Annotated in this window: 20 protein-coding genes; 5 read left to right on the forward strand and 15 right to left on the reverse strand. The window is 69.6% G+C overall.

Going from position 1 to position 23,525, the window contains the following annotated elements; translation table 11 throughout:
* Nucleotides 1–472: 472 nt before the first annotated feature.
* From ACFX43_RS13570 to ACFX43_RS13615, 10 genes are all read right to left on the reverse strand, one after another.
* A complete protein-coding gene (locus ACFX43_RS13570) occupies nt 473–1,660 on the reverse strand; it encodes a glycosyltransferase (protein ID WP_378822439.1) in 1,188 nt (395 codons plus the stop codon).
* Nucleotides 1,653–2,762, reverse strand: coding sequence for a DegT/DnrJ/EryC1/StrS family aminotransferase (locus ACFX43_RS13575; protein WP_378822442.1), 1,110 nt, complete (start codon nt 2,760–2,762; stop codon nt 1,653–1,655). Before ACFX43_RS13575 ends, ACFX43_RS13570 begins: the two co-directional genes overlap by 8 nt.
* Nucleotides 2,759–3,412 (reverse strand): acetyltransferase, encoded by a 654-nt coding sequence (locus ACFX43_RS13580; RefSeq protein ID WP_378822448.1) that lies wholly within the window; start codon nt 3,410–3,412, stop codon nt 2,759–2,761. Before ACFX43_RS13580 ends, ACFX43_RS13575 begins: the two co-directional genes overlap by 4 nt.
* Nucleotides 3,409–4,542, reverse strand: coding sequence for a DegT/DnrJ/EryC1/StrS family aminotransferase (locus tag ACFX43_RS13585; RefSeq protein ID WP_378822452.1), 1,134 nt, complete (start codon nt 4,540–4,542; stop codon nt 3,409–3,411). The genes ACFX43_RS13580 and ACFX43_RS13585 overlap by 4 nt, the downstream gene beginning before the upstream one ends.
* Nucleotides 4,539–5,555 (reverse strand): NAD-dependent epimerase/dehydratase family protein, encoded by a 1,017-nt coding sequence (locus ACFX43_RS13590; RefSeq protein ID WP_378822458.1) that lies wholly within the window; start codon nt 5,553–5,555, stop codon nt 4,539–4,541. Before ACFX43_RS13590 ends, ACFX43_RS13585 begins: the two co-directional genes overlap by 4 nt.
* Entirely contained in the window at nt 5,552–6,622 is a 1,071-nt protein-coding gene (locus ACFX43_RS13595; protein WP_378822467.1) for a Gfo/Idh/MocA family protein, read from the reverse strand. Before ACFX43_RS13595 ends, ACFX43_RS13590 begins: the two co-directional genes overlap by 4 nt.
* Before the next feature lie 81 nt (nt 6,623–6,703).
* Nucleotides 6,704–11,458 (reverse strand): DUF4082 domain-containing protein, encoded by a 4,755-nt coding sequence (locus ACFX43_RS13600; protein ID WP_378822474.1) that lies wholly within the window; start codon nt 11,456–11,458, stop codon nt 6,704–6,706.
* A gap of 19 nt (nt 11,459–11,477) precedes the next feature.
* Nucleotides 11,478–12,311, reverse strand: coding sequence for a glycosyltransferase (locus ACFX43_RS13605; protein ID WP_378822485.1), 834 nt, complete (start codon nt 12,309–12,311; stop codon nt 11,478–11,480).
* Nucleotides 12,308–12,916: a serine O-acetyltransferase gene (locus tag ACFX43_RS13610; RefSeq protein ID WP_378822496.1), complete on the reverse strand. Its 609-nt coding sequence runs from the start codon at nt 12,914–12,916 to the stop codon at nt 12,308–12,310. Before ACFX43_RS13610 ends, ACFX43_RS13605 begins: the two co-directional genes overlap by 4 nt.
* A gap of 10 nt (nt 12,917–12,926) precedes the next feature.
* Complete coding sequence (locus ACFX43_RS13615; RefSeq protein WP_378822504.1) at nt 12,927–13,202, reverse strand: acyl carrier protein; 276 nt, start codon at nt 13,200–13,202, stop codon at nt 12,927–12,929.
* A gap of 182 nt (nt 13,203–13,384) precedes the next feature.
* Between ACFX43_RS13615 and asnB the strand changes: the two genes are divergently transcribed.
* The 4 genes from asnB to ACFX43_RS13635 are packed head-to-tail and all read left to right on the forward strand — an operon-like array spanning nt 13,385 to nt 17,417.
* Nucleotides 13,385–15,403: an asparagine synthase (glutamine-hydrolyzing) gene (asnB, locus tag ACFX43_RS13620; RefSeq protein ID WP_378822518.1), complete on the forward strand. Its 2,019-nt coding sequence runs from the start codon at nt 13,385–13,387 to the stop codon at nt 15,401–15,403.
* Nucleotides 15,400–16,419, forward strand: a complete 1,020-nt coding sequence (gene nadE / locus ACFX43_RS13625; RefSeq protein WP_378822528.1) for an NAD(+) synthase — start codon at nt 15,400–15,402, stop codon at nt 16,417–16,419. The genes asnB and nadE overlap by 4 nt, the downstream gene beginning before the upstream one ends.
* Before the next feature lie 16 nt (nt 16,420–16,435).
* Nucleotides 16,436–17,077 carry an SRPBCC family protein gene (locus ACFX43_RS13630; RefSeq protein WP_378822539.1) on the forward strand — a complete coding sequence of 214 codons (642 nt, stop codon included), beginning with the start codon at nt 16,436–16,438 and terminating at the stop codon, nt 17,075–17,077.
* Between the two features lie 4 nt (nt 17,078–17,081).
* On the forward strand, nt 17,082–17,417 hold the full coding sequence (locus tag ACFX43_RS13635; RefSeq protein ID WP_378822550.1) for an ArsR/SmtB family transcription factor: 336 nt from the start codon (nt 17,082–17,084) through the stop codon (nt 17,415–17,417).
* Between the two features lie 329 nt (nt 17,418–17,746).
* On the opposite strand, the gene ACFX43_RS13640 is transcribed toward ACFX43_RS13635, so the two are convergent.
* The 5 genes from ACFX43_RS13640 to ACFX43_RS13660 all read right to left on the reverse strand — a co-directional run bounded on the left by ACFX43_RS13640 (nt 17,747) and on the right by ACFX43_RS13660 (nt 22,698).
* On the reverse strand, nt 17,747–19,021 hold the full coding sequence (locus ACFX43_RS13640; protein ID WP_378822557.1) for a DUF222 domain-containing protein: 1,275 nt from the start codon (nt 19,019–19,021) through the stop codon (nt 17,747–17,749).
* Nucleotides 19,022–19,418: 397 nt separating this feature from the next.
* Nucleotides 19,419–19,820: a VOC family protein gene (locus tag ACFX43_RS13645; RefSeq protein ID WP_378822565.1), complete on the reverse strand. Its 402-nt coding sequence runs from the start codon at nt 19,818–19,820 to the stop codon at nt 19,419–19,421.
* Complete coding sequence (locus tag ACFX43_RS13650) at nt 19,813–20,220, reverse strand: holo-ACP synthase (RefSeq protein ID WP_378822573.1); 408 nt, start codon at nt 20,218–20,220, stop codon at nt 19,813–19,815. The genes ACFX43_RS13645 and ACFX43_RS13650 overlap by 8 nt, the downstream gene beginning before the upstream one ends.
* Before the next feature lie 28 nt (nt 20,221–20,248).
* Complete coding sequence (locus ACFX43_RS13655; protein WP_378822590.1) at nt 20,249–21,124, reverse strand: SGNH/GDSL hydrolase family protein; 876 nt, start codon at nt 21,122–21,124, stop codon at nt 20,249–20,251.
* Between the two features lie 2 nt (nt 21,125–21,126).
* Nucleotides 21,127–22,698 carry a class I adenylate-forming enzyme family protein gene (locus tag ACFX43_RS13660; RefSeq protein WP_378822598.1) on the reverse strand — a complete coding sequence of 524 codons (1,572 nt, stop codon included), beginning with the start codon at nt 22,696–22,698 and terminating at the stop codon, nt 21,127–21,129.
* Nucleotides 22,699–22,862: 164 nt separating this feature from the next.
* Between ACFX43_RS13660 and ACFX43_RS13665 the strand changes: the two genes are divergently transcribed.
* Nucleotides 22,863–23,525 carry a hypothetical protein gene (locus tag ACFX43_RS13665; RefSeq protein ID WP_378822602.1) on the forward strand — a complete coding sequence of 221 codons (663 nt, stop codon included), beginning with the start codon at nt 22,863–22,865 and terminating at the stop codon, nt 23,523–23,525.

Below are 23,525 nucleotides of genomic sequence, written 5' to 3' on the forward strand. Positions count from 1 at the left end.
GGTGCACCTCCGCGAGATCCAGACCCCACAGCGGCCCATCACGGAAGGGAACGGCCGAGACGTGCGATAGGACCACATCGGTCTTCGACTGCCGGTACGCCGCACGGCAGCGGACTGCGTACCGATCCTCCTCCGAAAGCCCCTCCCAGAGACTCCCATCCACGTAGGCGCCGCGCCTAGGCCTCGCGAGTGCTCCCGTACGTAGGGCCTGTGCCAGAGAGCTGTCGCTATGCCCGTTGCCGAGCAGCTCCTTGCGAAGGGCGATCGGAGTGAGCCGAGAATCGTCGAATGAGAGTGTCATGCTCTGCATCCTGCCGACGGCCACCGACATTTTCAGTCGCCCATGTTTCCGCGCGTTGCCCTGCGCACGACTGAGGTGGGCTGACTTCTCTGGCATTCCCTGTACTTCTCTGGCATTGCATTGCCTGAGAAGTACAGGGATACCCGGTTAACCGGGTATCCCTGCACCCCCTCACCCCACGAAGAACGGCCGGTTGCGCGGACGGCTCCACAGCGGCGCGAGAGGAGCCGGGTCGGCGCCGAGGAGGAGCCAGAGGCCGGTGTCGCGGGCGAGGCCGACGACGTAGGGGCCGGTGGTGGTGGCGGCGAGGGGGGCGGTCTCCTCGGGCCGCAGACCGGCGACGAGGAGGAGCTGGTCGGGGGTGGTGGCGGCGACGGCGGCGACGACGCCGGGCCAGCGGAGGGTGGCGGCGGAGAAGGCGAGGCCGTTGCGCTCGAGGCCCTCGGCCTCGCCGACGGTGCCGTCGCGGGAGGGGTCGATGACGCGGATCGAGGAGCTGCCGGCGAGCCGGGCGACGTCGTCGACGAGCAGCCGGATGTCGGCGAGCACCACCTGGCGAGCATGGCCCCGATCCTGCGGGACTCCGCGCAGCGAGCGCCTCACCCGGCGGGCGCGGACGGACTCGCCCCAGAACGTCCGCGCGCCCCGGGCGCGCCGGACGGGCCAGGACGTGGTCGCAGCGCCGTGCTCACCGGCCACGATGCCGCACGTGGTGCGGACGGGAACCAGACCGGCATAGGTGTGGCCGACGCTGCGATGCGCGACGTCGAGGCGGGCGAGGTTGGTGGTCATGCTGTTGTGGGTCAGCGGGATGTCGACGGCGGCGGCGCGGCGGCCGGAGGCGCGCATGCGGAGGCAGTACTCCACGGCGTACGCGTGCCAGGCCAGGTCGGGCGACTCGGAGAGCGGCTCGCGCAGCACCTGCGAACGGGTCACCATGAAGAGCACCTCGTCGAGCGAGTCGACGTCGACCGGGACCGAGGTGGAGCGGCCGAGCGGGACGACCCGGTCACGCATCGCCCCGACGACCTCCCCGCGATGGTCGACCCCGACCGCGCCCAGAACGCCGATCGCCGGGTCGGCGAGGAGGGTCGCGGCGGCGGCCTCGAGCGCCGGCAGCGAGTGCAGGTAGACGTCCTGGTGGACGAAGACGACGACCTCGTTGCGTGCCATCCGGGCGCCGTGGTTCAGCGCCGCACCGGCGCTGGCGAACGCACCCGAGACGTTGTCGACGGGGATCACCTCGGTCTGCCGCGATGCACCCTGGCCGGCCTTGACGGAGGCCGCCAGGCACGACTCCAGCACCGCCGGGTCGTTGTAGACGCAGACGATCGAGACCGGTGTACGCACCTCACCCATGCCTCACCGCCGCAGTGAGCACCTCGGCGACGTACTCCTGCTGCTCCGGGCTCAGGTGCGGGAACATCGGCAGCGACAGGATCTCGCCCGCCGCCCGCTCCGCGACCGGGAAGGAGCCCTCGCCGAACCCCAGCGAGGCGTACGCAGCGGTCAGATGCACCGGGAACGGATAGTGGATCCCGGTCCCGATCCCGGCCTCCAGCAGCGCCGCGAGCACCCGGTCACGGTCGGCGACCCGGACGACAAAGAGGTGCCAGACGTCGACGTTTCCCGGCGCGGACGAAGGCAGCCGAAGACGGGGCACCCCGTCGAGAAGAGCGTGGTAGCGGTCGGCGGCCTGCCGACGCAGCTCGTTCCACTTCTCCAGCCGCGCCAGCTTCGCAGACAGAACGACGGCCTGGACCGTGTCGAGACGGGAGTTCATCCCGACGACCTCGTGGACGTACTTCGTCTCCGAGCCGTGAGCGGCGAGCAGCCGGACCATCCGCGCGATCTCCGGGTCGGAGGTCGTCACCGCGCCGGCGTCGCCGGCCGCGCCGAGGTTCTTGCCGGGGTAGAAGCTGGTCGCCGCGACAGTCGCGAGCGAGCCGCTCGCGCGACCGAGTCGGCGGGCGCCCTGAGACTGAGCCGCGTCCTCGATCACCGGGATCCCCGCCGCGGACGCGAGCGGGAGCAGCTGCTCCACGAACGCGGTCTGCCCGAACAGATGCACCGGCACGATCGCCTGCGTCCGCGGCGTAAGGGAACGCTCGACCGCGGCCGGGTCGATGAGCAGGTGCTCCTCGTCGACGTCCACAGGCACCGGTACGGCCCCGATCCGGCTGGCCGCCTCGGCGGTCGCGATGAAGGTGTTGGCGGGCACGATCACCTCGCCACCGGGCCGCACCCCGACCGCCCGCATCGCCAGCTCGAGCGCGTCGGTCCCGTTGCCGACGCCGACGCAGTGGTCGGCACCAACATAGGCCGCATACGCGTTCTCGAACGAGGTCACCTCCGGCCCGCCCACGAAGGCGGTGCGCTCGAAGACGCGGTCCAGCCCGAGGCGTACCTCGTCCTCTATCTCCGACTGCTGCGACCCGAGGTCGACGAACGGCACCTTCACCAGATCAGCTCCTGACGTGAATTGAGACGGCGGGCGGGCACTCCGGCCCAGGTCTCCCCGGCGGGCAGGTCGCTGAGCAGGACCGCTCCCATGCCGAGGACGGAATCTGCTCCGACGGTCGTGCGCTGACGCACCGAGGAGCTCATCCCGAGGTAGGCGGCCTCACCGATCACGACCTCGCCGCCGAGGGTCACCCCGGCGCAGATGGTCGCGTAGTCGCCGACGATGTCGTCGTGGGTGAGGACCGCGTTGGGCATCGCGACGACATGGCGCCCGACGCGTACGCCGGCGGTCAGCACGACTCCGGCGAGCAGCACGGTCCCGGCACCGAGCTCGCAGCCCGGAGGGACTGAGGCGGCGGGGTGGACGATGGTCGCGTAGCGCTCCGGCGCCACCCCGTAGCCGATCAGCCGGTTGTGGAGACGTCGGCGCGTCGACCCGGCCCCGGCGCAGATGACCAGGTCGTCACCGCAGTCGGTGACGACCTCGACCGGCCCGATGACCTTGACCCCGCCGGTCCCGTCGACCGAGCCGATCACCTGGCCCCAGCACTCGCGGTCGTCGTCGACGGCGACGATCTCGTCGTACTCCGCCGCCGCCGCGACCTCCCCGGCGAGCCCGCTGGCCGCGACGAGAACCAGCGTGGTCATCGACGTCCTCCCCCCTGCCGGAGTACGTCGATGACCCGCGCCTGCTCCGAGTCCGAGATCTGGTGGAAGAGCGGCAGGATGAGCGTGTTGTCGGTGAGGTGCTCGGTGGCCGGGAGGCTGAGTGACGGCGAGGCGTACGCAGGCTGCCGGTGCGACGCCATGATCCCGCGTCGCGCCGAGATGCCGGCCTCGGCCAGGGCGCTCAGCAGCCCCTCCCGGTCCAGCCCGTAGGGGTACCCCACCTCGATCCAGAACGACTGGAAGTTGGAGGTGCCCCACGTCGGGTCGGCCACGGCCCGCAGCCCGCCGATCTCGGCGACCGACTTCGCGTAGACGGCGGCCAGCTCGCGGCGCCGAGCGACGACCTCGGGCAGTCGGTCGAGCTGCACCAGGCCGACCGCGGCCTGCAGGTCGGTCATCCGGAAGTTGAAGCCGACCTCGTCGTAGGACTCCGGCGGCGAGACCAGGCTGGCGTGCCGGTCGGCGGCGGAGACGCTCATCGCGTGCTCGCGCAGCCTGCGCGCCCGCTCGGCCAGGTCGCCGCGCGAGGTGGTCAGCATCCCGCCCTCGCCGGTGGTGAGGATCTTGCGCGGGTGGAAGGACCAGGCAGCGATCTCCGCTCCTGCGCCCACGGGACGACCTCGGTAGGTCGACCCGGCACCGCAGGCGGCGTCCTCGATGACCATGATGTCGAGCGGGTCGCAGACCTCCCGGATCGCGTCCAGGTCGACCGGCACCCCGCCCTGGTCGACCACGATCACCGCGGTCGTCCGCGGCGTGAGCGCCTCTCGGACGGTCGCCGCGGTGAGGTTCCCGGTGACCGGCGAGACGTCCGCGAAGACCGGCCGGGCACCGACGTAGACCGCCGCGTTGGCGGTCGCGATGAACGAGAAGGACGGGACGACGACGTCGTCACCGGGACTCACCCCTGCCACGACCAGCGCCAGGTGGAGCGCCGTCGTGCAGCTCGAGGTGGCGACCGCGTGAGCGGCCTGCTGCGAGGAGGCGAAGCGGCGCTCGAACTCGGCCACGCGCGGCCCCTGGGCGACCCAGCCGGAGCGGAGCACCTCGGCGACCGCCTCGACCTCCTCCTCGCCCAGCCAGGGCTGCATGACGTTGACGCGGCTCACGACATACCCCCGCTCAGGGCACGCCCCGCGGCGATCTCGGAGCGCAGCGGCGCCCACCACTCGACGAGCTGGCGCAGCCCCTCCTCGAGCCCGATCGTCGGGGCCCAGCCCAGGTCATCGCGGGCCGCGGAGATGGAGGCGAGCCGTCGGGTGACCCCGTTGACCGCTCGTTCCGGACCGTGCTCGACGCCGAGCGGCGAGTCCATCGCCCGCAGCAGCGCCTCGGCCAGCTCCAGCAGCGAGGTCTCGGTGCCGGAGGCGATGTTGTAGACGCCCTCGGTCACGTCCGAGGCGGCCGCCAGGATGTTGGCGCGGGCGATGTCGGGGACGCAGACGAAGTCCATCGTCTGGCGCCCGTCGCCGAAGATCAGCGGCGGCTTGCCGTCGGCGATCCGCTCCATCCACCGCACCAGCACCTCGGTGTAGGCGCCGTGGACGTCCATCCGGGGCCCGTAGACGTTGAAGTAGCGCAGCCCGACGTAGTCGAGCCCGTGCATCGCCCGGAAGGAACGCACCAGCCCCTCGTTGTAGGACTTCGCGGCCCCGTAGAGGGTGTCGTTGTTGTTGTGGTGGTGCCCCTCCGGCGTCGGGAACTCCTCGGCGAGCCCGAAGACCGAGGCCGAGGACGCGTAGATCAGCTTGTCCACCCGTGCCTGCACGGCGGCCTCGACCACGTTGAAGGTGCCGTCGACGAGGACCTCGTTGGCCAGCCGGGGCTCCTCGGCACACAGCGTGATCCGGATGGCGGCCTGGTGGAAGACGAGGTCCTTGCCGGCGGTGAGGTCGCCGACCAGGTCCCGGTCACGGATGTCGCCCTCCACCAGCCGTACGCGACCGGTGGCGAGGGCGTCGTCGAGGTTGGCCTTGCGGCCCCGGATCAGGCTGTCGAGCACGTCCACGTGCGCGACCCCCGCGTCGAGGAGCTGGTCCACGATGGTGGAGGCGATCGTGCCCGCACCTCCGGTGACCAGAACGTTCGCACCGTTCAGTTTCGTGAGGTCGGGAGAGGTCATCGGATCAGCTCCAGGGTCGGGGTCTCGGCGGCCACCTCGACGAGGGCGCCACGGGCTCGGAGGCTGGTCTGGGCCGCCTCCAGGACGGAGAGGACACGGAGCCCGGCGGCCCCGTCGGTGCGCGGCGTACGGCCTTGCCGGATCGCCTCGGCGAACTCGCCGACCATCCGGGCGAGCGCCTCGTACTCGGGCAGCGCGGGCGCCCAGGTGTCGCCCAGCCGGTAGGAGATGGTCGCGGCGGCGCGGTCGGCGATGTCCACGCTCTGCTGGACCAGGTCGACGCCGCGGTCGAAGACGCTGAGCCGCTGTTGCGGGTTGAGGTCGTCCCAGACCAACGTACGCCGGCTCCCGCCGATCACCATCTGCCTGATCTTGGTCGGGCTGAGCCAGTTGACGTGGACGTGGGCCATCGCCCCGCCCTCCAGCGGCAGGGTCAGATAGCCGACGCAGGACTTGCCCGCCCTGAGCGGGTCGGCGCCGTGCGCGGCGACCCCGGTGGGGCGCAACCCTCCGGGCAGGATGAAGTCGAGGATGGAGAGGTCGTGCGGGGCCAGGTCCCAGAAGACGTCGACGTCGGGCTGCACCAGCCCGAGGTTGATCCGTACCGAGTCGACGAACAGGATCTCGCCGAGCGACCCGTCCTCGATCAGCTCGCGGATCTTCTGCACGACCGGCGTGTAGCAGTAGGTGTGGTCGGCCATCAGCACGAGATCGTTGGCGCGGGCGGCCTCGACCATGCTCCGCCCGGATTCCACGTCGTCGGCCAGCGGCTTCTCGACGAGCACGTGCTTCCCGGCCCGCAGCGCCCGCTCGACGAGCTGCCGATGCGTGCCCGCCGGCGTCGCGATCGCGACCGCGTCCACGTCCTCGCGCGCGAGCACCTCGTCGAGGTCGGTCGTGGCCAGCACGTCCGTGCCGCCGCCGATCACCTCCCGTGCCCGCGTGAGGTCCAGGTCGACCACCGCGACCAGCGACCAGTCCCGTGCGTTCCGGAAGTTGCGGACCAGGTTGGGCCCCCAGTAACCGGCCCCGACCACTGCCACGCCGAGCGGATCCCCATCAGTCATGACGACCATGAAATCGGCGCGGGCGAGGCTCCGAAGAGCCTCGCCCCACCTATCCCTTCAATTAGGGACCGTTCAGCCGGCCTACGGCGACGCCGGGCGGAACCTCACGTCCACGAAGTAGTTCGTGGAGTTCCAGGATCGGTTCGGGAGCCCCCCTCCGGACCCGTACCGATACCTGCCGTTGGCTCCGCCCGGAGCGGTCAGCGGGCCGACCGTCCGAGACTGGGTCAGGGCGGCGGGCGTCGAGGAGTAGCGCCCGTTCGGGGCGTAGTAGGACACGACGTACGTCGCCCCCGGCGTGAGCGCGACCGGTGTCGGCAACGTGGCCGTCTGCCAGCCGGTCGCGGTCTCGTTGGTGAAGGTCACCTGGGCGATCCGGGTGCCCGCCGAGTTCCACAGCGAGCCGGTGTGGGTGCCGCTGTTGCCGGAGCCCTTGTAGAACCGGATCGCCGTCACCGTGCCGGCCACCGACGTCGAGAACGCGGTGCCGACCTCGATCGGCATGATGTCGAGCGTCGACGCGTTCTGCGGAGTCACCCCGGTGAACAGCGACACCTCGGTCACGACGGCCGGGACAGTCGTGAACGACCACGTCTGCGTGGGCAGGTTCGCCCCGTCGGTCGAGACCACCCCCGAGACCGTCACCGACACGGTCGCCCCGGACGGCAGCGCCGCCGACGGGGTGAAGCGCAGCGTACGTCCGTCGCTGCTCAGCGCGGCCGAACCCGCCACCGAGGACCCGTTGGCAGTTACCGACATGTTCCAGCCGGTCGCGATCGCTGTCGAGAAGGTGATCGACGGGTTCACCGAGGTCGCCACCTCGGTCGTGCCCGCGTCCGGAACCCGCTCGGTGACCGAGATGGTCGGGCCCGCCCGCTCGAAGACGACGTCGGCGAAGTAGTTCGTCGACCCGAACGTGTACTGCGGGAACCCGCCCGCGGCCCCGTAGAGATAGCGACCGTTGTTGCCCGCCGGAGCGGTCAGGTCACCCGAGGAGTACGGCGTCGCGAAGAACTGCGACGTGGTCGCATAGTGCCCCTGCGGAGCCAGGTAGGAGACGATGTACGACACCCCTGCCTGCACCTCGACCGGACTGGACAGCGTGGCCTGCTGCCAGCCGGAGGCGGTCTCGCCGGTGAAGGTCACCTGGGCGAGCCGCTGGCCCGTCGAGCTCCACAGCGACCCGACGTGGGTGCCGCCGTTGCCGGCTCCCTTGTAGAACCGGATCGCCGTCACCCGCCCGTCTCGGGTGGGACTGAACACCGTCCCGACCTCGACCGGAGAGCTGTCGTCCTGGGCCTCGACCGCAGGCACCACGTCACCGAAGAGCGTCTGACTCGACGGTGTCTCCGCGGATCTGGTCCGGAACGTCCAGGTCTGCGTGGGCAGACTCGCCCCCTCGGTCGAGGTGACCCCACTGATCGTGACCGTCACGTCCGCGGATGCGGGCAGCAGAGAGGTCGGGTCGAAGGTGAGCGTCGTCCCGGAGTTGCCGAGCGTCGTCGTCCCCTGGATGGGCTGGCCGCCCGAGGTCGCCGACATCGAGTAGCCGGAACTGATCGCCGAGGAGAACGACGCCACCACGTTGGTCGAGCGCGGCACCTCGACGGCCCCGGGAACCGGGCTGCGCGAGGTCATCGTCAGCGACGGCGCGCCCTTCTCGAAGACGACGTCGACCATGTAGCTCGAGGGCGAGGTCGCCGCCGGGAAGCCGGTGCCATAGGCGTACGCCCCTGCCGTCGAGCTCACCCGCAACGGCGGCTTCGACAGGTCGGCCGAGGCGAAGGCGTTCGGGGTGGCCGAGTAGTAGCCGTTGGTGCGGTAGGAGGCGACGTAGTCGGTGTTCGCCTGGATCTGCACCGGCTCGGTGAAGGTCAGCGTCTGCCAGCCACTGGTCGTCTCGCCGGTGAAGGTGCCCTGGGCGAGCACCGCGCCGTTGGCCGACCACAGGGTGCCCGTGTGCGGGGCGGCGTTGTTGACGCCCTTGTAGAACTTGACCCCGGTGACGGTGCCGGCGACGTCGGCGCGGAACCTGACGCCCAGCGTCAGCTGCGCGTTCTCCGGATCCTGGAGGACCGTAGGCGTGGCGTCCTCGTCATAGATCGAGCACGGGCAGACCCCTGCCGTAGCCGGCGGCTTGGCCGTACGGAACGACCACGTCTTCCCGGTCGAGATCGCCGTCCCACCGCTGTCCTGCCCCGAGAGCGTGGCGGTGTAGGTGACGAACCCGGCGAGGTTGGCCGACGGAGTGAAGGTCACCGTCCTGGTCGTCGAGTCATAGGCCGTCGACCCGGCCACCACGTTGCCGAGGGAGTCGGTCAGGCGCAGCCCGACCGTCGAGGCGACCACCGGCTTGGTGAACCTGGCGCTCACCGTCGTGTTGCGCGGGACCGAGGAGGAGTCGGCCAGCGGCCACTGGTTGGTGGCGGTCAGCGGCGAGTTGTCCGTGGTCGTGAACAGCACGTCCACGAAGTAGTTGGGGTTCTGGTACGAGTTCGCCGGGAACTGCCCGGCACCCGCGTAGACCCCCGCCGGAGCGGCCCCGTAGCCGCCCTCGACCTCGAACGGGTACGCCTCGAACCCCTGCGCCGCGAACGCCCATGGCGCCACCGCGTAGTGCCCGGCCGGAGCCGTGTAGGAGACGGTGTATCTCGCCCCCGCGGCGACCGCGACCGGCTGGCTGAACGTCGCCGACTGCCAGCCGCCGCTCGATTCGTTGGTGAAGGTGACCTGGGCCAGCCGCTCGCCGCTGCTGCTCCACAGGGAGCCCACGTGGGTGCCGGTGTTGCCGGCGCCCTTGAAGAAGCGAACGCCCGCGACGTACCCGTCTGCCTGCGGGGTGAAGCGCAGGCCGAGCTCGGCGGCGCCGCCGTCGTTGGCCGACGGTGTCGCCGGGCTGGTGACGGCGTTCCACGTCGTCGGCACCTCCCGCTGACCGAGGATGCTGCACGGGCAGGTCACGTTGAAGCTGCGGTTGACGGCGGTGCCGATGTTGGCGCTGTCGTCGACGGCGCGGACCCGTATCGGGGTGCTGCCGACCCCGGGCTGGACGTACGTCACCGACCAGGCGGTCGTCCCCGTGGCCGGGTGCCACGAGGTGCCGTCATCGAGGGAGTACTCGACTCCTGCGACCACGCCACCGCCCGTGTCGGTCGCGGTGCCGGTGAGCGTCACCTTGGTGCCGTTGGGCTGTGTCGAGCCGGCAGCCGGCGACGTGATGGCGACCGACGGACCGGTCGTGTCGGTGGTCTTGGTCGCCGCGACCAGACCGCTCATCAGCGTCGTCGGCTGGGCGTCCATGTCGGCCAGCAGGTTCACCTGCGCCTGCTGCATCCGGCGGTCGGCGGTCTCGTCGTGGTACGGGTTGTCGTGCTCGGAGTCGAGGCCCCAGGTCCACTGCACCGATCCCGCGCCGAAGACGAGCGCGCCGCTGGCGGCCCGGTAGAGCGTGAGGGCATGGGTCGTGGTGCCGTCGCCCGTGGTCCGGCCGAAGTCGGTCATGTACTGGTTGTCGATGAACCCGGTGGTCTCCGACATCCGGATCAGGCCGGGTGGTCGGAACCCGTTGTCCTGGTCCTCGTCGGACTCGTAGCCGACCGTGTGTGGCGCCAGCTCGGTCTGGTCGGCGGTCATCCCGGACAGGCCGGTGTTGCGCCACAGTCGCAGCCCACCCTGGGACTTCTTGACCGTCACCGGCAGGTCGGTCAGGTTGGACATGAAGATGGTGCCGGTCAGGGAGTTCTCCGGCTTCCCGCCGCCCAGGCTCTTGGGGGTGTAGCGCGGGTCGCGCCAGGTGCCGGTCGACTCCGGGGCGGGGTCGAGCTTGGCCTGCGCCCAGGACTCCTTATAGGTGACCAGGGTCCGGTAGGGCGTGTTGGTGCCGTCCTTCGAGGCCTCGTAGCGGGTCCGCCAGTAGACCTCGTTACCGCTGAGGAACTGCAGGTTCACGCCCGCGTCGCGGGCGGCCTCGACATTGGCCCGCTGCTGCCCGCTCCAGTACTCGTCGTGCCCGACGCTGAGGAAGGTCTCGTGGTTGGTGAGCAGCCCGCCACGACGGTCGGTGTCGATCCCGGAGATGTAGCTGACGTCGTAGCCGTTGCGCTCGAGGAACCGCACCAGCGGGTACTCGTTGGCGAAGAAGAAGTCGTGGGACGTCCCGCCGGAGCGGGTCGAGAACGGTCGGTTGTAGCTGAGCTTGTAGGCCCGGCCGTTCCCACCGCCGGTGTAGAAGCTGGACCCGCCGTAGTTGTTGTAGGCCTGCCAGGTGGTGTCCGAGGTCTGGAAGACGACGTCGGAAGTGCTGTCGTCGTCACGGACGATGAAGGTGATGTGGCTCGACTCGTTGGTGTCGGCGCGGTCCAGCTTGGCGACGTAGACGCCCGAGACCGCGGTCGCCGGCACGTTCCAGGAGGCCGAGACCGCCCAGTTGCCGCAGTCGGTGATCTCGGTGGCGGTGTCCCGGTAGCAGTTCGGCTGGTTCTGCGGCAGATTCGCCGACGGGGTCACCGAGGTGATCCGGCGGGCACCGTCACCGCCGTAGTAGCCCATCCGGTAGATCGTGACCGTGTACGCCGAGGCGTCGGTGTCGACCTTGAAGTCGATCCGGTTGCCGACGTCGACACTGATGTCGGTCGCGAACCCCTGGATCGAGCTGTCACCGGCGCCGGTGATACCCCATTCACTCGCGGGACTTCCTGGTTTGCTGTTCTCACATGCGATCGCATTGCCCTCCGGCCCGCACGGGTCGGCACTGGCGCTGGACGCAGTGACGAGCGATATGACAGGGGTGACAAGAACAACTCCGAGCAACGCGGCCAGTCCCGTTCGCAGCTTCACAGTCGTGCTCCTTCTCGGATCAGGCTCGCGAGCTCTCGTCGCGCAACCAGGTGGTGTAGTCGCCGGTCCGGACAGCTCTGCGGGAGAGCATCCGGGCGACGAGGGTGACTGTCATGAAGACCGGAACCCGAAGTCCGATCGCCGGCTGACGCAGCCCGAGCTTGAGGAGGTCCGAGATCGAGGTGGATCCGTGCCGAGCACCATGGGCATCGGCTTGAGCGTTCCCGGTCGCGACGCGGATCCTCCGTTTGACCAGGTCTTTCACCGTACGCGGCGGCCGCACGACCACGGTCGCGTCGGTGACGACGCGGCGCTCGGCGGGTGTGAACAGCTCCGAGGCGACCAGGTCGTCGTTCATCAGGCTCACCCCGGCGCCGGCGACCCGGGCCTGGCCCTCGGCGGTGAGGCAGAAGGCCCCGCGGCCGAACAGGCCGCTGCGTACAGCCGGGAGAGCCTGCCACACCCGGTAGTAGGCACGGACCGGCCAGGAGGAGTGCTCGGTCGGGATGCTGCGCCCGGGCGCGACGGCCAGCACCCCGGCCTCGTCGAGCGCGTCGACCAGCCGGAGCAGGTCGGCGCCGGCGAGGCGTACGTCGGCATCGAGATGAAGTCTCGGGTAGGTGACCGCTGCGGCGTTGCCGACCTCGACCGCGCGCGCCTTCGAGGCCTCGGCGATCTCCAGGACGCGCACGCCCGGGACCCTCCGCGCCACCGAGGCGGTGTCGTCGGTGCAGCCGTTGCACACGACCACCACCTCGACGGCCCCCTCGGGGATGCCGTCGAGCAGGGCCGTCAGATTCTCCGACAGCCCCCTGGTCTCGTTGTGCGCCGGCACCACGACGCTCGCGATCATGATGGTCGCTCCCCGCTGGGGACGACGAAGTTGATCATGTTGCTGTTGTCGTAGTCCTTGGCGATGACCCGGCCGGGGTTGCCGCAGACGAGGCTGTGGGGCGGGACGTCCTTGGACAGCACCGTCCCGGCGGAGATCGTGCAGCCGTCGCCGACCGTGATCGCACCCGTGATCACCGCGCCGGGACCGATCCAGACGTCGTCGCCGATCGTGGGCAGGCCCTGGTCGCCGTCGGCGATGCGCTGGCCGATGGTGACGTTCTGGTGGAGGACGCAGTTGCTGCCGACCACGGCCGGGCCGACGATGATCCCCGAGCGGTGCATGAGCAGCAGCCCGGGCCCGATGTCGGCGCGCCGGAAGATGTCGGCGTGGTGGACTCGGATGTTGCGCCGGTTCCAGAACCAGTAGACCCCCAGCGCGAGCACGCCGAGCAGGCGGTTGCGGGTGCGCAGCCGGGTCGCCCAGCGTCCGAAGCGGTAGCAGGCTACGCAGTGCAGCTCGTAGTCGAAGAGCCAGAACCGCAGCCTGGACAGCCGAGACGTACGCGGACCGTCGAGGACGATCGCGTACATCTTGGCCAGGTCGACGTCGAAGTCGCCTGTCACCGGGGCACCGTCAACTAGCAAGGCTCTCTCGTTCCTGGGCCGCTGTCTTCCGGCCGACGTACGACACCAGGTTGGCGACGCCGTCGAGGTTCTCGGGCACGGTCTCGGCCTCGTCCACGGAGATCTCGAACTCCGCCTCGAGGAACTCGATGAGCTCCAGGATCCCGGTCGAATCGATCACGCCCGACTCGACCAGCGACTCCGACGGCCCGGGCAACCGGGTCTCATCACCCAGCAGCAGGCTGTCCAGGATGAAGCCTTCGATCGTGCGCTGTACGTCCGCCATCACATCTCCCTGTTTGTGAACGGTCTACGAATGCCCCTCCGTTCTGTCAGCCGAAGCGGGTCGAGAGCAGAAATCGGGCCCGGAGATGCCGACATTGGGTGATAAACGGGGCGATCCCGATGCCCAGGCATGCCTGTACGAGCAAACCTTCGGGCACCGTCCGGGATCGATCGAGGAGCGCCATGTGCGGGATCTGTGGGGTGCTGAGCAGCACCGAGGCGCCTGACCCTGCCCTCGTGCGGGACATGCTGGGCGCTCTTGCCCACCGTGGCCCCGACGGCAGCGGCTACTACCGCGACGAGCGGGTCGCGCTCGGCCACACCCGGCTGGCGATCGTGGACACGGTGGGCGGCACCCAGCCGATGACCGGCCGCTCGTGCCGTTCCTCGGGCGAGAGCGAGCAGGTCTGGGTCACCTTCAACGGCGAGATCTTCAACCACGTCGAGCTCGCCGCCCAGCTCCGCTCCCGCGGCCACGTCTTCGACACCCGCTCGGACACCGAGGTCATCGTGCACGCCTGGGAGGAGTGGGGGCCGGGCTGCTTCGAGCGGTTCAACGGCCAGTGGGCGCTGGCGATCTGGGACCGCCGGACGGGAACGCTCGTCCTCTCCCGGGACCGCTTCGGCGTCCGACCGCTCTTCTACACGCGCGCCGCCGGGCAGCTGCTCTTCGCCTCCGAGGTCAAGGCCCTGTACGCCTCCCCCGACGTCCCGCGCGAGCTGGACCCGGCCGGGCTGGATCAGGTGCTGACGCTGTGGTCGGCGGTCGCCCCGCGCACCGTCTTCCGGGACATCGCGCAGGTGCCGCCGGGCTCGTACCTGACCTTCAGGGACGGCGTCGAGGTCGAGCGCCGCTACTGGGCGCCCTCGTTCCCACCGGCGGGAGCCGAGGAGCTCACCGACCTGGAGGCCAACGCCGAGGCGCTGCGTACGACGCTGATGGCCGCCACCCGGCTGCGGTTCGAGCGCAGCGACGTGCCGGTGGCCGCGTACCTCTCGGGCGGGATCGACTCCGCGGTCACGGCCGGGGCGATCGCCGGATTCACGTCGGCACCGCTGCACACGTTCTCGCTTCGGTTCGCCGAGGCCGAGTTCGACGAGGGTGGGTTCCAGGCGCTGATGGCCGAGCGGCTCGGCACCGTCCACCACGACGTCGTGGTCAGCGAGCGCGACATCGCCGACGTCTTCCCCCAGGTCGTACGCCACGCCGAGTCGCCGCTCCTGCGGACCGCCCCGGCGCCGATGTTCCTGCTCTCCCGGCTCGTGCGGGAGGCCGGCTTCAAGGTGGTCGTCACCGGCGAGGGCGCCGACGAGGTGCTCGGTGGCTACGACATCTTCCGCGAGGCCAAGATCCGGGACCTGTGGCTGCGGGACCCGGCGGCCGCCGAGGCGGCCGTAGAGCAGCTCTACCCGTGGATGCACCGCTCTCCCAACCAGGCGCCGGCGTTCGCGCGCAGCTTCTTCTCTCGCAACCTCTCGCCCGACGACCTGGCGATGTCACACCGGCCGCGGTGGGACTCCACCGCGGTGCTCGGCTCGATGCTGCGGCCGGAGATCCGGTCGCCCGGCGGCGCGGCCGACAGCGTCGTCGACGCGATGCCCGCCTCGGCCGCCACGTGGGACCCGGTCGCGCGCGCCCAGTGGCTGGAGATGACGACCCTGCTGCCCGGCTACATCCTGGCCTCCCAGGGCGACCGGATGCTGATGGGCAACTCCGTCGAGGGCCGGTTCCCGTTCCTCGACCCGCACGTCGCCGAGCTCGCCGGCCGGGTCCCGGCCGAGCACAAGATCCACGGCATGGACGAGAAGCACCTGCTCAAGCGGGCCTTCGCCGACCTGGTGCCCGAGGAGATCCTGCGCCGCCCCAAGCAGCCCTACCGGGCGCCTGATGCGGCCGCGTTCTTCGCCGGCGGCACCCCGGACTGGGTCTTCGACGTCACCTCCGGCTCCGCCCTGGAGGCCGCCGGGGTCTTCCGGCCGGACCTCGTCCAGCGACTGCTGGAGAAGGCCCGGCGAACAGGCGGACGAGGCCTGGGCAACACCGACAACATGCGCCTGGTCGCCGTCCTGTCCACCCAGCTGCTGCACAGCGAGCTGCTCACCGCACCGACCTCATCGGCCGCACCGCCGGCCCCGCTCACCGTCTTCGACACCACTCTCGAGACCACCGGCCTCGAGCCCACCGGAAGGACCTCAGCATGACCACGACCAGCCCAAGAACGATCCCCGCCGCAGCGTACGGACTGGAGACGCTCCGCTTCGACGAGGAGGCGGAGGCGAACCGGATCGGCGAGGCGATCCGCCACTATCTGGTGACGAACAAGCGCAAGGGCATCGTGCTCGGTGTCTCCGGCGGGATCGACTCCAGCGTGGTCGCCGCGCTGGCGGTCAAGGCGCTCGGCCCGGATCGGGTCTTCGCGCTGCACATGCCCGAGCAGGAGTCCTCCGACGACACGATCGGGTTCAGCACGAAGCTGACCGATGCCCTGGGCATCGACTCGGTGCTCGAGGACATCTCCCCGGTCCTGGTCGGCCTCGGCGCCTACCAGCGGCGGGACGACGCGATCCGGCGGGTCGTGCCGGCGTACGGGCAGGGGTGGAAGTCGAAGATCGTGCTGCCCAGCGTGGTCGACTCAGACGCGTTCCGGCTCTTCTCGGTCGTCGTCGAGGACCCGTCCGGCGCCCAGAGCACGCACCGCCTGACCACCGAGGCCTACCTGGAGATCGTCGCCGCGACGAACTTCAAGCAGCGTGCCCGCAAGGCGCTGGAGTACTTCCACGCCGACCGGCTCAACTACGCCGTCGCCGGCACCCCGAACCGGCTCGAGTACGACCAGGGCTTCTTCGTGAAGCTCGGCGACGGTGCCGCCGACGTGAAGCCGATCGCGCATCTCTACAAGTCGCAGGTCTACGCGATGGCCGCCCACCTCGGCGTACCCGAGGAGATCCAGGCCCGCCCCTCGACCACGGACACCTACTCCCTGGAGCAGTCGCAGGAGGAGTTCTACTTCTCGCTGCCCTACCAGCGGATGGACCTGTGCCTCTACGGGCTCAACCACGACGTCCCGACCGCCGAGGTCGCCGAGGCCACCGGGCTCACCGTCGAGCAGGTCGAGCGCGTCTATCGCGACATCGAGCAGAAGCGGCGTACCACCGCCTACTTCCACGCCGCTCCCGTGCTCGTCGACGAGGTTCCGTTGAATATCAAGACTTCTTGATATACCGTCGGCAGGCATGAACACACCACCCTTCATCCCTGCCGACCACCTCGGCGCCGTGAACCGCGCCCTGACCACCACGACCCGCGGCGGCGAGGAGCTGCGCGTGCTCGTCGTCGAACGCAGCTATGACGCCGAACCCGACGAGGTCTGGGACGCGCTGACCACCAAGGAGCGCATCCCACGCTGGCTGATGCCGGTCACCGGCGACTTCGAGGTCGGCGGCCGCTACCAGCTCGAGGGCAACGCCGGCGGCGAGATCCTCGCCTGCGATCGCCCGAAGCTGCTCTCGATCACCTGGGCCTACGGCGACATGATGTCCTGGGTCGACGCGACCCTGACCGCCTCCGGTGGACGTACGCTGCTCCGCCTCGAGCACTCCGCCCCCGTCCCGCCGGAGCAGTGGAAGGAGTTCGGCCCCAGTGCCGTCGGCATCGGCTGGGAGCAGATGCTGCTCGGCCTGGCGCTCCACCTCTCCGCCCCCGAGGCCGAGAAGATGGACCCGATGTCCCCCGACGCGCTGCCCGCGATGATCGAGCACACCAAGGGCTCCGCCGCCGCCTGGGTCGAGGCGGACATCGCCTTCGGCACCTCCCCCGACCAGGCCCGCGCCGCCGGCGAGCGCTGCGTAGCCGCCTACACCGCGATGCCGGAGTAGCCGCTTGCATGCCTTCGACGTCCTCGGCGACCCCGTACGCCGCCGCATCCTCGAGCTCCTCGCCGACGACGACCTCACCTCCGGCGAGATCGTCGAGACCATCACGGCCGAGTTCGGCATCCGCCAGCCGGCCGTCTCCATGCAGCTCAAGGTCCTGCGCGAACACGGCTTCGCCAACGTACGCCCCGACGGCACCCGCCGCATCTACTCCCTGGACACCGGCCCCATGGCCGAGGTCGACGCCTGGCTCACCCCCTTCCGCCGCTTCTGGACCCAGCACCTCGACGCTCTCGACACCGAGATTCGACGTGGGCGTCGGGAGGGTTCTACGGGGGACTGAAACTGCGTTGGGACCGGGAAGGCGCGCGGAGGTGACCGTGGCTTTGTTTCAATGTTTCGCCGCGGATTCAGCTGGGTACAGGCTTGGGGCCGTGGCTGGCCGTGGCTGGCCGTGCGTGGACGGCTCGGTGCTTCGTGGGTGCCTATGGCAGTGGGCGTGACCTTGTGAACCGTTCACAAGCGAGTCGTCGCCCACTGATCCGGAGAGTTCCCCACGGGCGCGGAGTTTCCCCATCCTCCGGAGCGTGGGGAACCTTCACCGCCGTGGGGAAATGTCCCCACCAGCAGGGAACCGGCGAGCGAGGAGTCGAGACAGTCTCGGCGAGCCGGTTAGGGGCGGCGGGCGAACCGGATCGTGCCATCCGGTAGTCGTTCATGAACGTACGCCGGGTTGTGCGCTAGGCGGTGATGGTGCGGGCACAGCAGCGCCCCGTCCTTCAGGTTGGTCTTCCCGCCGGCAGCCCAGGGTTCGAGGTGGTGGGCGTCGCACCATTCCGGTGGCATGTCGCAGCCTTCGGCTTGGCAGCACTTCTGCTGCAACCGGAGCGCTTTGCGCTGGATCGGCTGGAAGAACCGACTGCCACGACCGGCGTCGAGGACCTCGCTGTCCCCGCCGAGGACCCACGGGATGATGGTGGCGTTGCAGGCCATCCGCCGCGCCTCGGCCGCACTGATCGTGGTGCCGTTGGTCTCGTCGTAACCGAGGGTGGCGATGCCGAGGTCTTTGCGGAGCTCCTCGAGGCTGATCACCACGTTGACGGTGGTCGCATCACCACCGTGCCTAGGCAGCGAGGCCGGGTCGACGGTCTCCAGCAGCCGGGCGAAGCCTTGCCCCATGAGCCGCTCCCACGGCGGAAGCGGGGCACCCTTGCCGACGAGCTGCTGCTTGCGGGGTTGGGCATAGGCCTCGACCAGCCGCTTGAACCTCATCCCCATCGACGTCGGCAGTACACCCTCGAAGCCGACGGTCCCGTCGTGGTTGTCCCACACCCTCAGGACGGTCTTCTGCTGGGCACGTTCCTCTTCGGCGAGGAGGGCTTTGGCTTCGGCGTCCTCGAACCGGGCCGGGTCGATCTCGGCCAGGATTCGCTTCCCCACGATGTGGAGCTCGTTGGCCGTCAGCCGGGTGGCGTAGTCGACCAGCAGCTTCTCGGCGAGAACTAGGTCCTCGGTGTTGGCGACGGGATTGGTCTCGATCTTGTCCAGTGCCTTGGTGATCACCCGGGCCTTGTCCTGGGACACGACACCCTCGGCCAGACCAGCGGCGACGAAGTCGTACGTCGCGACACTCCTCGCGAGCTTGATCTGCGAGCGGGCCACGGCCTTGTCGACCAGCAGCTCAGCGCGCATCCACGCAGAGGCGTCTTTGGCGCCGGTCTCTTCAGCGATATCGCCGGCGGACTCGAGCACCCGCAGCTTCAACGCAGCCTGCTGGGCCTGAAGTTTCTCCAAGCGTTCCAGCAGATCCTTCTTCTGCCCCGTGCGCCAGTAGGCGGGATCTGTTGCCAGCAGGTCTTGGAGGGCGGTCTCGATGGCCTTCAAGGCAGCGTCGATCGCATCACCGGGGTTGGCGCCCCAGTGGTCGATCGAGCGGCCGAGACTCATCGCCATCCTCGCCTTCAGAGGTGTGTTGTGATGGGTCTGATTCTACGCCGCCGAGCCTTCTCTGGCCATTTATTTTCGCAGGTCAAACGCTGTTTTCGCGGTGAGCGAACGACCTAGCATCTGTGGATGGTAAGTGGCCCGAAGGGCCACCTTCACGCCCCAGCAACCTCACCCTTCCCAGGCAAGATTCCGCTGCGCCACACCCGGGCCGCCGCCCCGATAGCCAGCCAAATCTTTTCTCGATCTGGTCCGGAGTCCAGGACCGCGAAGCGGCCGGCGAAGCCGGCGCCCGAAGGGCGTCCTTGACGCCGGTCCAGATCGAGAGACCCTCAAAGAACGGGTCGGCGGCCCAGATCAACCACGAAAGAACGGTCCGCAAGAGACGACCGAGAAGAGATCACTCGATCCGAGCCCGACGCCGATCAGTAGTGATGAGCTCGACATTGATCCCAGCAGCCCGCACGAACGCGATGAGCTCGTCATCGAACATCTCCCCAGGCTGAGGCGGACTGAGCGTACGAGCCCCAGCGACCCCGAGCTCGATGAGAGTCGACTCCAGATCAGGAGCCATGAAGGCCAGGTGATGGAGACCGTACGCATGCGGCCCGGGAGTCACGGGAGTGATGAGCTTGATGGCGATCGAGTCGGGCTTCTCGAGGAAGACCCCGCTGACCCCGTGGCGGGTGTTGACGACCGGGTCCGTGACGCGCCGGTAGCCGAAGAGCCGCTCGAAGGCCTCGGCGGTGCGGAGCAGGTCGCGGACCTGGATGCCGATGTGGTCGAGTCGGAGGTCAGGCATTCTCGCCTCGCATCGGAGCGCCTTCGGTGACGGCAGTGGCGATGGCCATCCGAGGTCCGGGAACGGTGGCCACCCGGACCGCGGTGACGCCGGCCAGAGCCGCGAGATCGGCAGCAGGGCCTTCGAGGGTGACCTCGAGAGACCCGGGAGCATCCTCGAGCACGGTGATCCCGCGCCACGGCAGCGGCCCGGACCATTCGCCGGGACCGAGCGCCTTCCAGACGGCCTCCTTGGCGGCGTACCTCATCGCGAAGGCCGTGGCGGGGGTGGTCGCGGCCATGCACTGGGCGATCTCGGCGTCGGTGAACCAGCGCACCGCGAACCCGGAACCACGCATCGCGAGGAGTCGAGCGAATCGCCTGATGTCGGCGATGTCGATCCCGACCCCCTGCAGGCTCATCGCACGCTCATCGCCCTGTGTCAGCACCTCAGGCGACCGGACTGTGGGTCGCCACCATCTTGAGCAGCTCGGCGGCAACGGCCTCCGAGCCGGCCTCGTTGAGATGACCGCGGTCGAAGGTCAGGTTCTTGTTGAGCACGTAGTAGGTGCTGCCGTCCTGGCTGCGCTCCCCGGTGCCGTCGGCCTCTGCGGCGGCGATGTCGACGAGGCGGCCGGTGGCGCCGTACTTCTCCCGGATCATCGCGTTGTAGCGCTCCCGGGCGATGTTGTCGGCCGGCCCCATCTCGTCGTCGCGACCCAGGGCCGCCTTGACCTTGGACTTCCAGTTGCGGTCGGCGGTGAGCGGCACGGTCGTGTAGAGGAAACGTACGTCGGGATGGGCCGCCTCGACCTCGTCCATCGTCGACACATAGGCGTCGAAGACGGCCTGCACATCGGTGGAGGCGGTGATGTCGACGTAGCAGAGCTTCATCAGCGCGATGTCGATGTCCTTCCCGGCAGGGCTGTCCACCAGCTCCGTGAACGCGGCGAACTTGCTGAGCGGGTCCTCGTTCACCCCGATGTAGGCATGCCGCATCGTCGCGCCCTCCGCATCAGTCATGCTGGCGCCGGAGATCTCCGGACCGGACACATCGGCCATGGCCGGCGCGGGCATCGAGGCATCTGCGTACACCTTCGAGACCCCGTCGAGGATGTTCATCCCGACGGAGTTGTGCCCGAAGAGCACCTTGGTCTGCCCCACGACCTGCAGCTCGGACTCGCTGGGCTCTGCGATCGCGACCTGCTCGTTCATCCCTGGACTCCTCAGCAACCATGCCCCGGCCAGCGCGACCGCGACCACCAGCACTCCTGCCCACACCCCGGCCAGCAGCTTCACCGAACCGGACACCTTCCTCACCGACATCCTCAACCCACCTTGACCCCTTCGAAACCGGCATCATCCGCATCGTCGACGTCGTCGTCCTGTCCCTCGGCCGGCTCCTGGGCCAGCCGCAGACACATCGCACGTACGTCGCGCTTGATGACCTTCCCGTTCGCGTTCAGCGGCAGCGCGTCGACGAAGCGGACGACCTCGGGCACCATGTGCTTCGAGAGCCGCTCGCGACAGTGCGCGATCACGTCGGCGCCGCGCAGCACCGACCCGCGGCGCCGCACCACCACCAGCTCGACCCGCTCACCGGCGGCATCGTCCGGGAGCCCGACCGCGGCGGCCGCCACCACGTCCGGCAGATAGAGCACCGCGGACTCGACGTCCTGGCTCGCGATCCGGTGCCCCCACGACTTGATGAAGTCCTCGACCCGGTCGACCACGTAGATGTAGCCGTCCTCGTCGACCTTCGCCAGATCTCCCGTACGCAGCATCCCGCCGGGCATCTTGCGGGCCGTCGCCTCGGGGTCGTCGAGATAGCCGGGCGAGATGTTCGCGCCGCTGGCCCAGATCTCGCCGACCTCACCGGGGGCGACGTGCACGCCGTCGCGGTCGAGGACCCGCAGGTCCACGCCCGGAATGCCCCGGCCGATCGACCCGGGCCGCCGAGCGACCTCCTCCGGCGGAAGATACGAGAGCCGGGCGGTCGCCTCGGTCGCGCCGTACATCACGAAGACCCGCGCCTGCGGCTGGGCGCACGCCATCTGCTCCACCAGAGCCGGGGCAAGCCGGCCACCGGCCTGCTGGATCGTCCGCAGCGACGGCAGCGCCGTGCTGCCGAAGGTGCTGTTGCGCAGCAGCATCCCGAAGGTCGACGGCACACCGGCGAAGCCGGTGCAGCGTGCGGACGCCATCCGGTCCACCACCGCCTGCGGGAAGACGAACGTGGGCTGGATGACCATCGCGGCACCGGCGCGCAGATGGGTGTGCAGGAGCGAGAGCCCGAAGACGTAGGTGAACGGCAGCACCACCAGCATCCGGTCCTCCGACGTGATGCCGAGGTAGCCGAGGATCGAGGTCGTGTTCGCCTGGATGTTGCGGTGGGTGATCCGCACCGCGCGCGGGTCTCCGGTGGTGCCTGAGGTGAACATGTAGAGCGCGTCCTGGTCCGGGTCGACCTCGACCGCGTCGGACAGCTCGACCGGCGTCGAGCGCTGCTTCGGGACCAGTCGCTCCTTCCGCTCGACCACGACCGGGAGGCTCCGGGGCAGGCTCAGTCTCAGAGCCTCGGCCTGGGCGCGGCCCACCAGCAGCGCGTCGGCGCCGACCCAGCGCGCCCGGGCCACCACCTCCTCGGTCGGCAGCGTGACGGCCAGCGGCACCACGATCAGCCCCATCCGGAGCGCGGCGAGATAGGCCGAGGTCCAGAACAGCCCGTTGGGCGCCATGATCCCGACCGGCGTACCCGGAGTCAGACCGAGCACGGAGAGACGTCCCATGAGCACGGACACGCTGGCGCGTAGCTCTTCGAAGGTGTACTCGCGACCCGCTTCGGCGAGCGCGATCGAATCCTCGGGCGCGTGCTCGAGAAGAAAGTCGGCTGTGTTCAACGTGGCCCGTCCCCCGGGATTCTTGGGCCGGGACCGTTCCCGGCTACGGCAACGTCGCATGCCTCACCTCGACCGGCGGTGGGCCACTCGGCAGGCTGCCTGAAATTGAGTACGCGACCCGCCCATCGGTCCCGACTCGGCTCCGCTACGCGTCGACTGGTCTCGTGAACCTCAAGCGCCTTCTCATGTTCGTGCTGCTCGGCGTGCTCGTCGGCGTCGCGATCTTCTGGATGCCGGGGCGCTTCGCCGACTCCTCGTCCGGCAAGGACGGCGGAGGCTCGACCTCGTCGTCCCAGTCCGGCTCCCCCGGAGCCGACGCGAGCTCGGAGGCGAGCGCCGGGTCCGCGTCCGGCCGGAAGTCGGAGTCGGATCCCGAGCCCGCGACCGAGGCGCTGCCGGAGGCGGCCTCGACGCCGAGCGAGTCGGGCCTGCCCGGCCTCACCCAGAAGCCACGTACGAAGACGGCCGCGCTGATCTCGGAGCCGCTGCCCAAGCAGGCGGTCCGCAAGGGCACGCTGGTGGCCGGCTACCCGGCAGCGCTCGAACCCCCGTCCCGCACCACGGTCGACGTCTCCAGCGTCTCGCCCGCCAAGGGCGCGCTGCAGGTCGCGCTGACCGCGAGCTGCCGGAAACCGTGCGACGTACTGCGTCACTTCCGGACCCGCCTCGCGCAGCACGGCTTCAAGGAGGTCACGACGACGTCGGTCGAGAACACCCCTGCGATGTCGATGCACCGCGGCGACGAGACCGTGAGCGTCACGGTCACCCACACCGGCCGCCGCAACGTCGACTTCACCCTCTACTCCGTCCTCCACACGAAGACCTGA

The organism is Nocardioides sp. YIM B13467 (assembly GCF_042788075.1).
Classification (GTDB): Bacteria; Actinomycetota; Actinomycetes; order Propionibacteriales; family Nocardioidaceae; genus Nocardioides.

Coding starts and splice junctions, on each gene's coding strand:
- ACFX43_RS13595 (WP_378822467.1), bottom strand. CDS start 6,622: ATGACTGATGGGGATCCGCTCGGCGTGGCAGTGGTCGGGGCCGGTTAC.
- ACFX43_RS13590 (WP_378822458.1), bottom strand. CDS start 5,555: ATGACCTCTCCCGACCTCACGAAACTGAACGGTGCGAACGTTCTGGTC.
- ACFX43_RS13580 (WP_378822448.1), bottom strand. CDS start 3,412: ATGACCACGCTGGTTCTCGTCGCGGCCAGCGGGCTCGCCGGGGAGGTC.
- ACFX43_RS13605 (WP_378822485.1), bottom strand. CDS start 12,311: ATGATCGCGAGCGTCGTGGTGCCGGCGCACAACGAGACCAGGGGGCTG.
- ACFX43_RS13630 (WP_378822539.1), top strand. CDS start 16,436: ATGAACACACCACCCTTCATCCCTGCCGACCACCTCGGCGCCGTGAAC.
- ACFX43_RS13570 (WP_378822439.1), bottom strand. CDS start 1,660: ATGGGTGAGGTGCGTACACCGGTCTCGATCGTCTGCGTCTACAACGAC.
- ACFX43_RS13645 (WP_378822565.1), bottom strand. CDS start 19,820: ATGCCTGACCTCCGACTCGACCACATCGGCATCCAGGTCCGCGACCTG.
- asnB (WP_378822518.1), top strand. CDS start 13,385: ATGTGCGGGATCTGTGGGGTGCTGAGCAGCACCGAGGCGCCTGACCCT.
- ACFX43_RS13650 (WP_378822573.1), bottom strand. CDS start 20,220: ATGAGCCTGCAGGGGGTCGGGATCGACATCGCCGACATCAGGCGATTC.
- nadE (WP_378822528.1), top strand. CDS start 15,400: ATGACCACGACCAGCCCAAGAACGATCCCCGCCGCAGCGTACGGACTG.
- ACFX43_RS13640 (WP_378822557.1), bottom strand. CDS start 19,021: ATGAGTCTCGGCCGCTCGATCGACCACTGGGGCGCCAACCCCGGTGAT.
- ACFX43_RS13655 (WP_378822590.1), bottom strand. CDS start 21,124: ATGTCGGTGAGGAAGGTGTCCGGTTCGGTGAAGCTGCTGGCCGGGGTG.
- ACFX43_RS13615 (WP_378822504.1), bottom strand. CDS start 13,202: ATGGCGGACGTACAGCGCACGATCGAAGGCTTCATCCTGGACAGCCTG.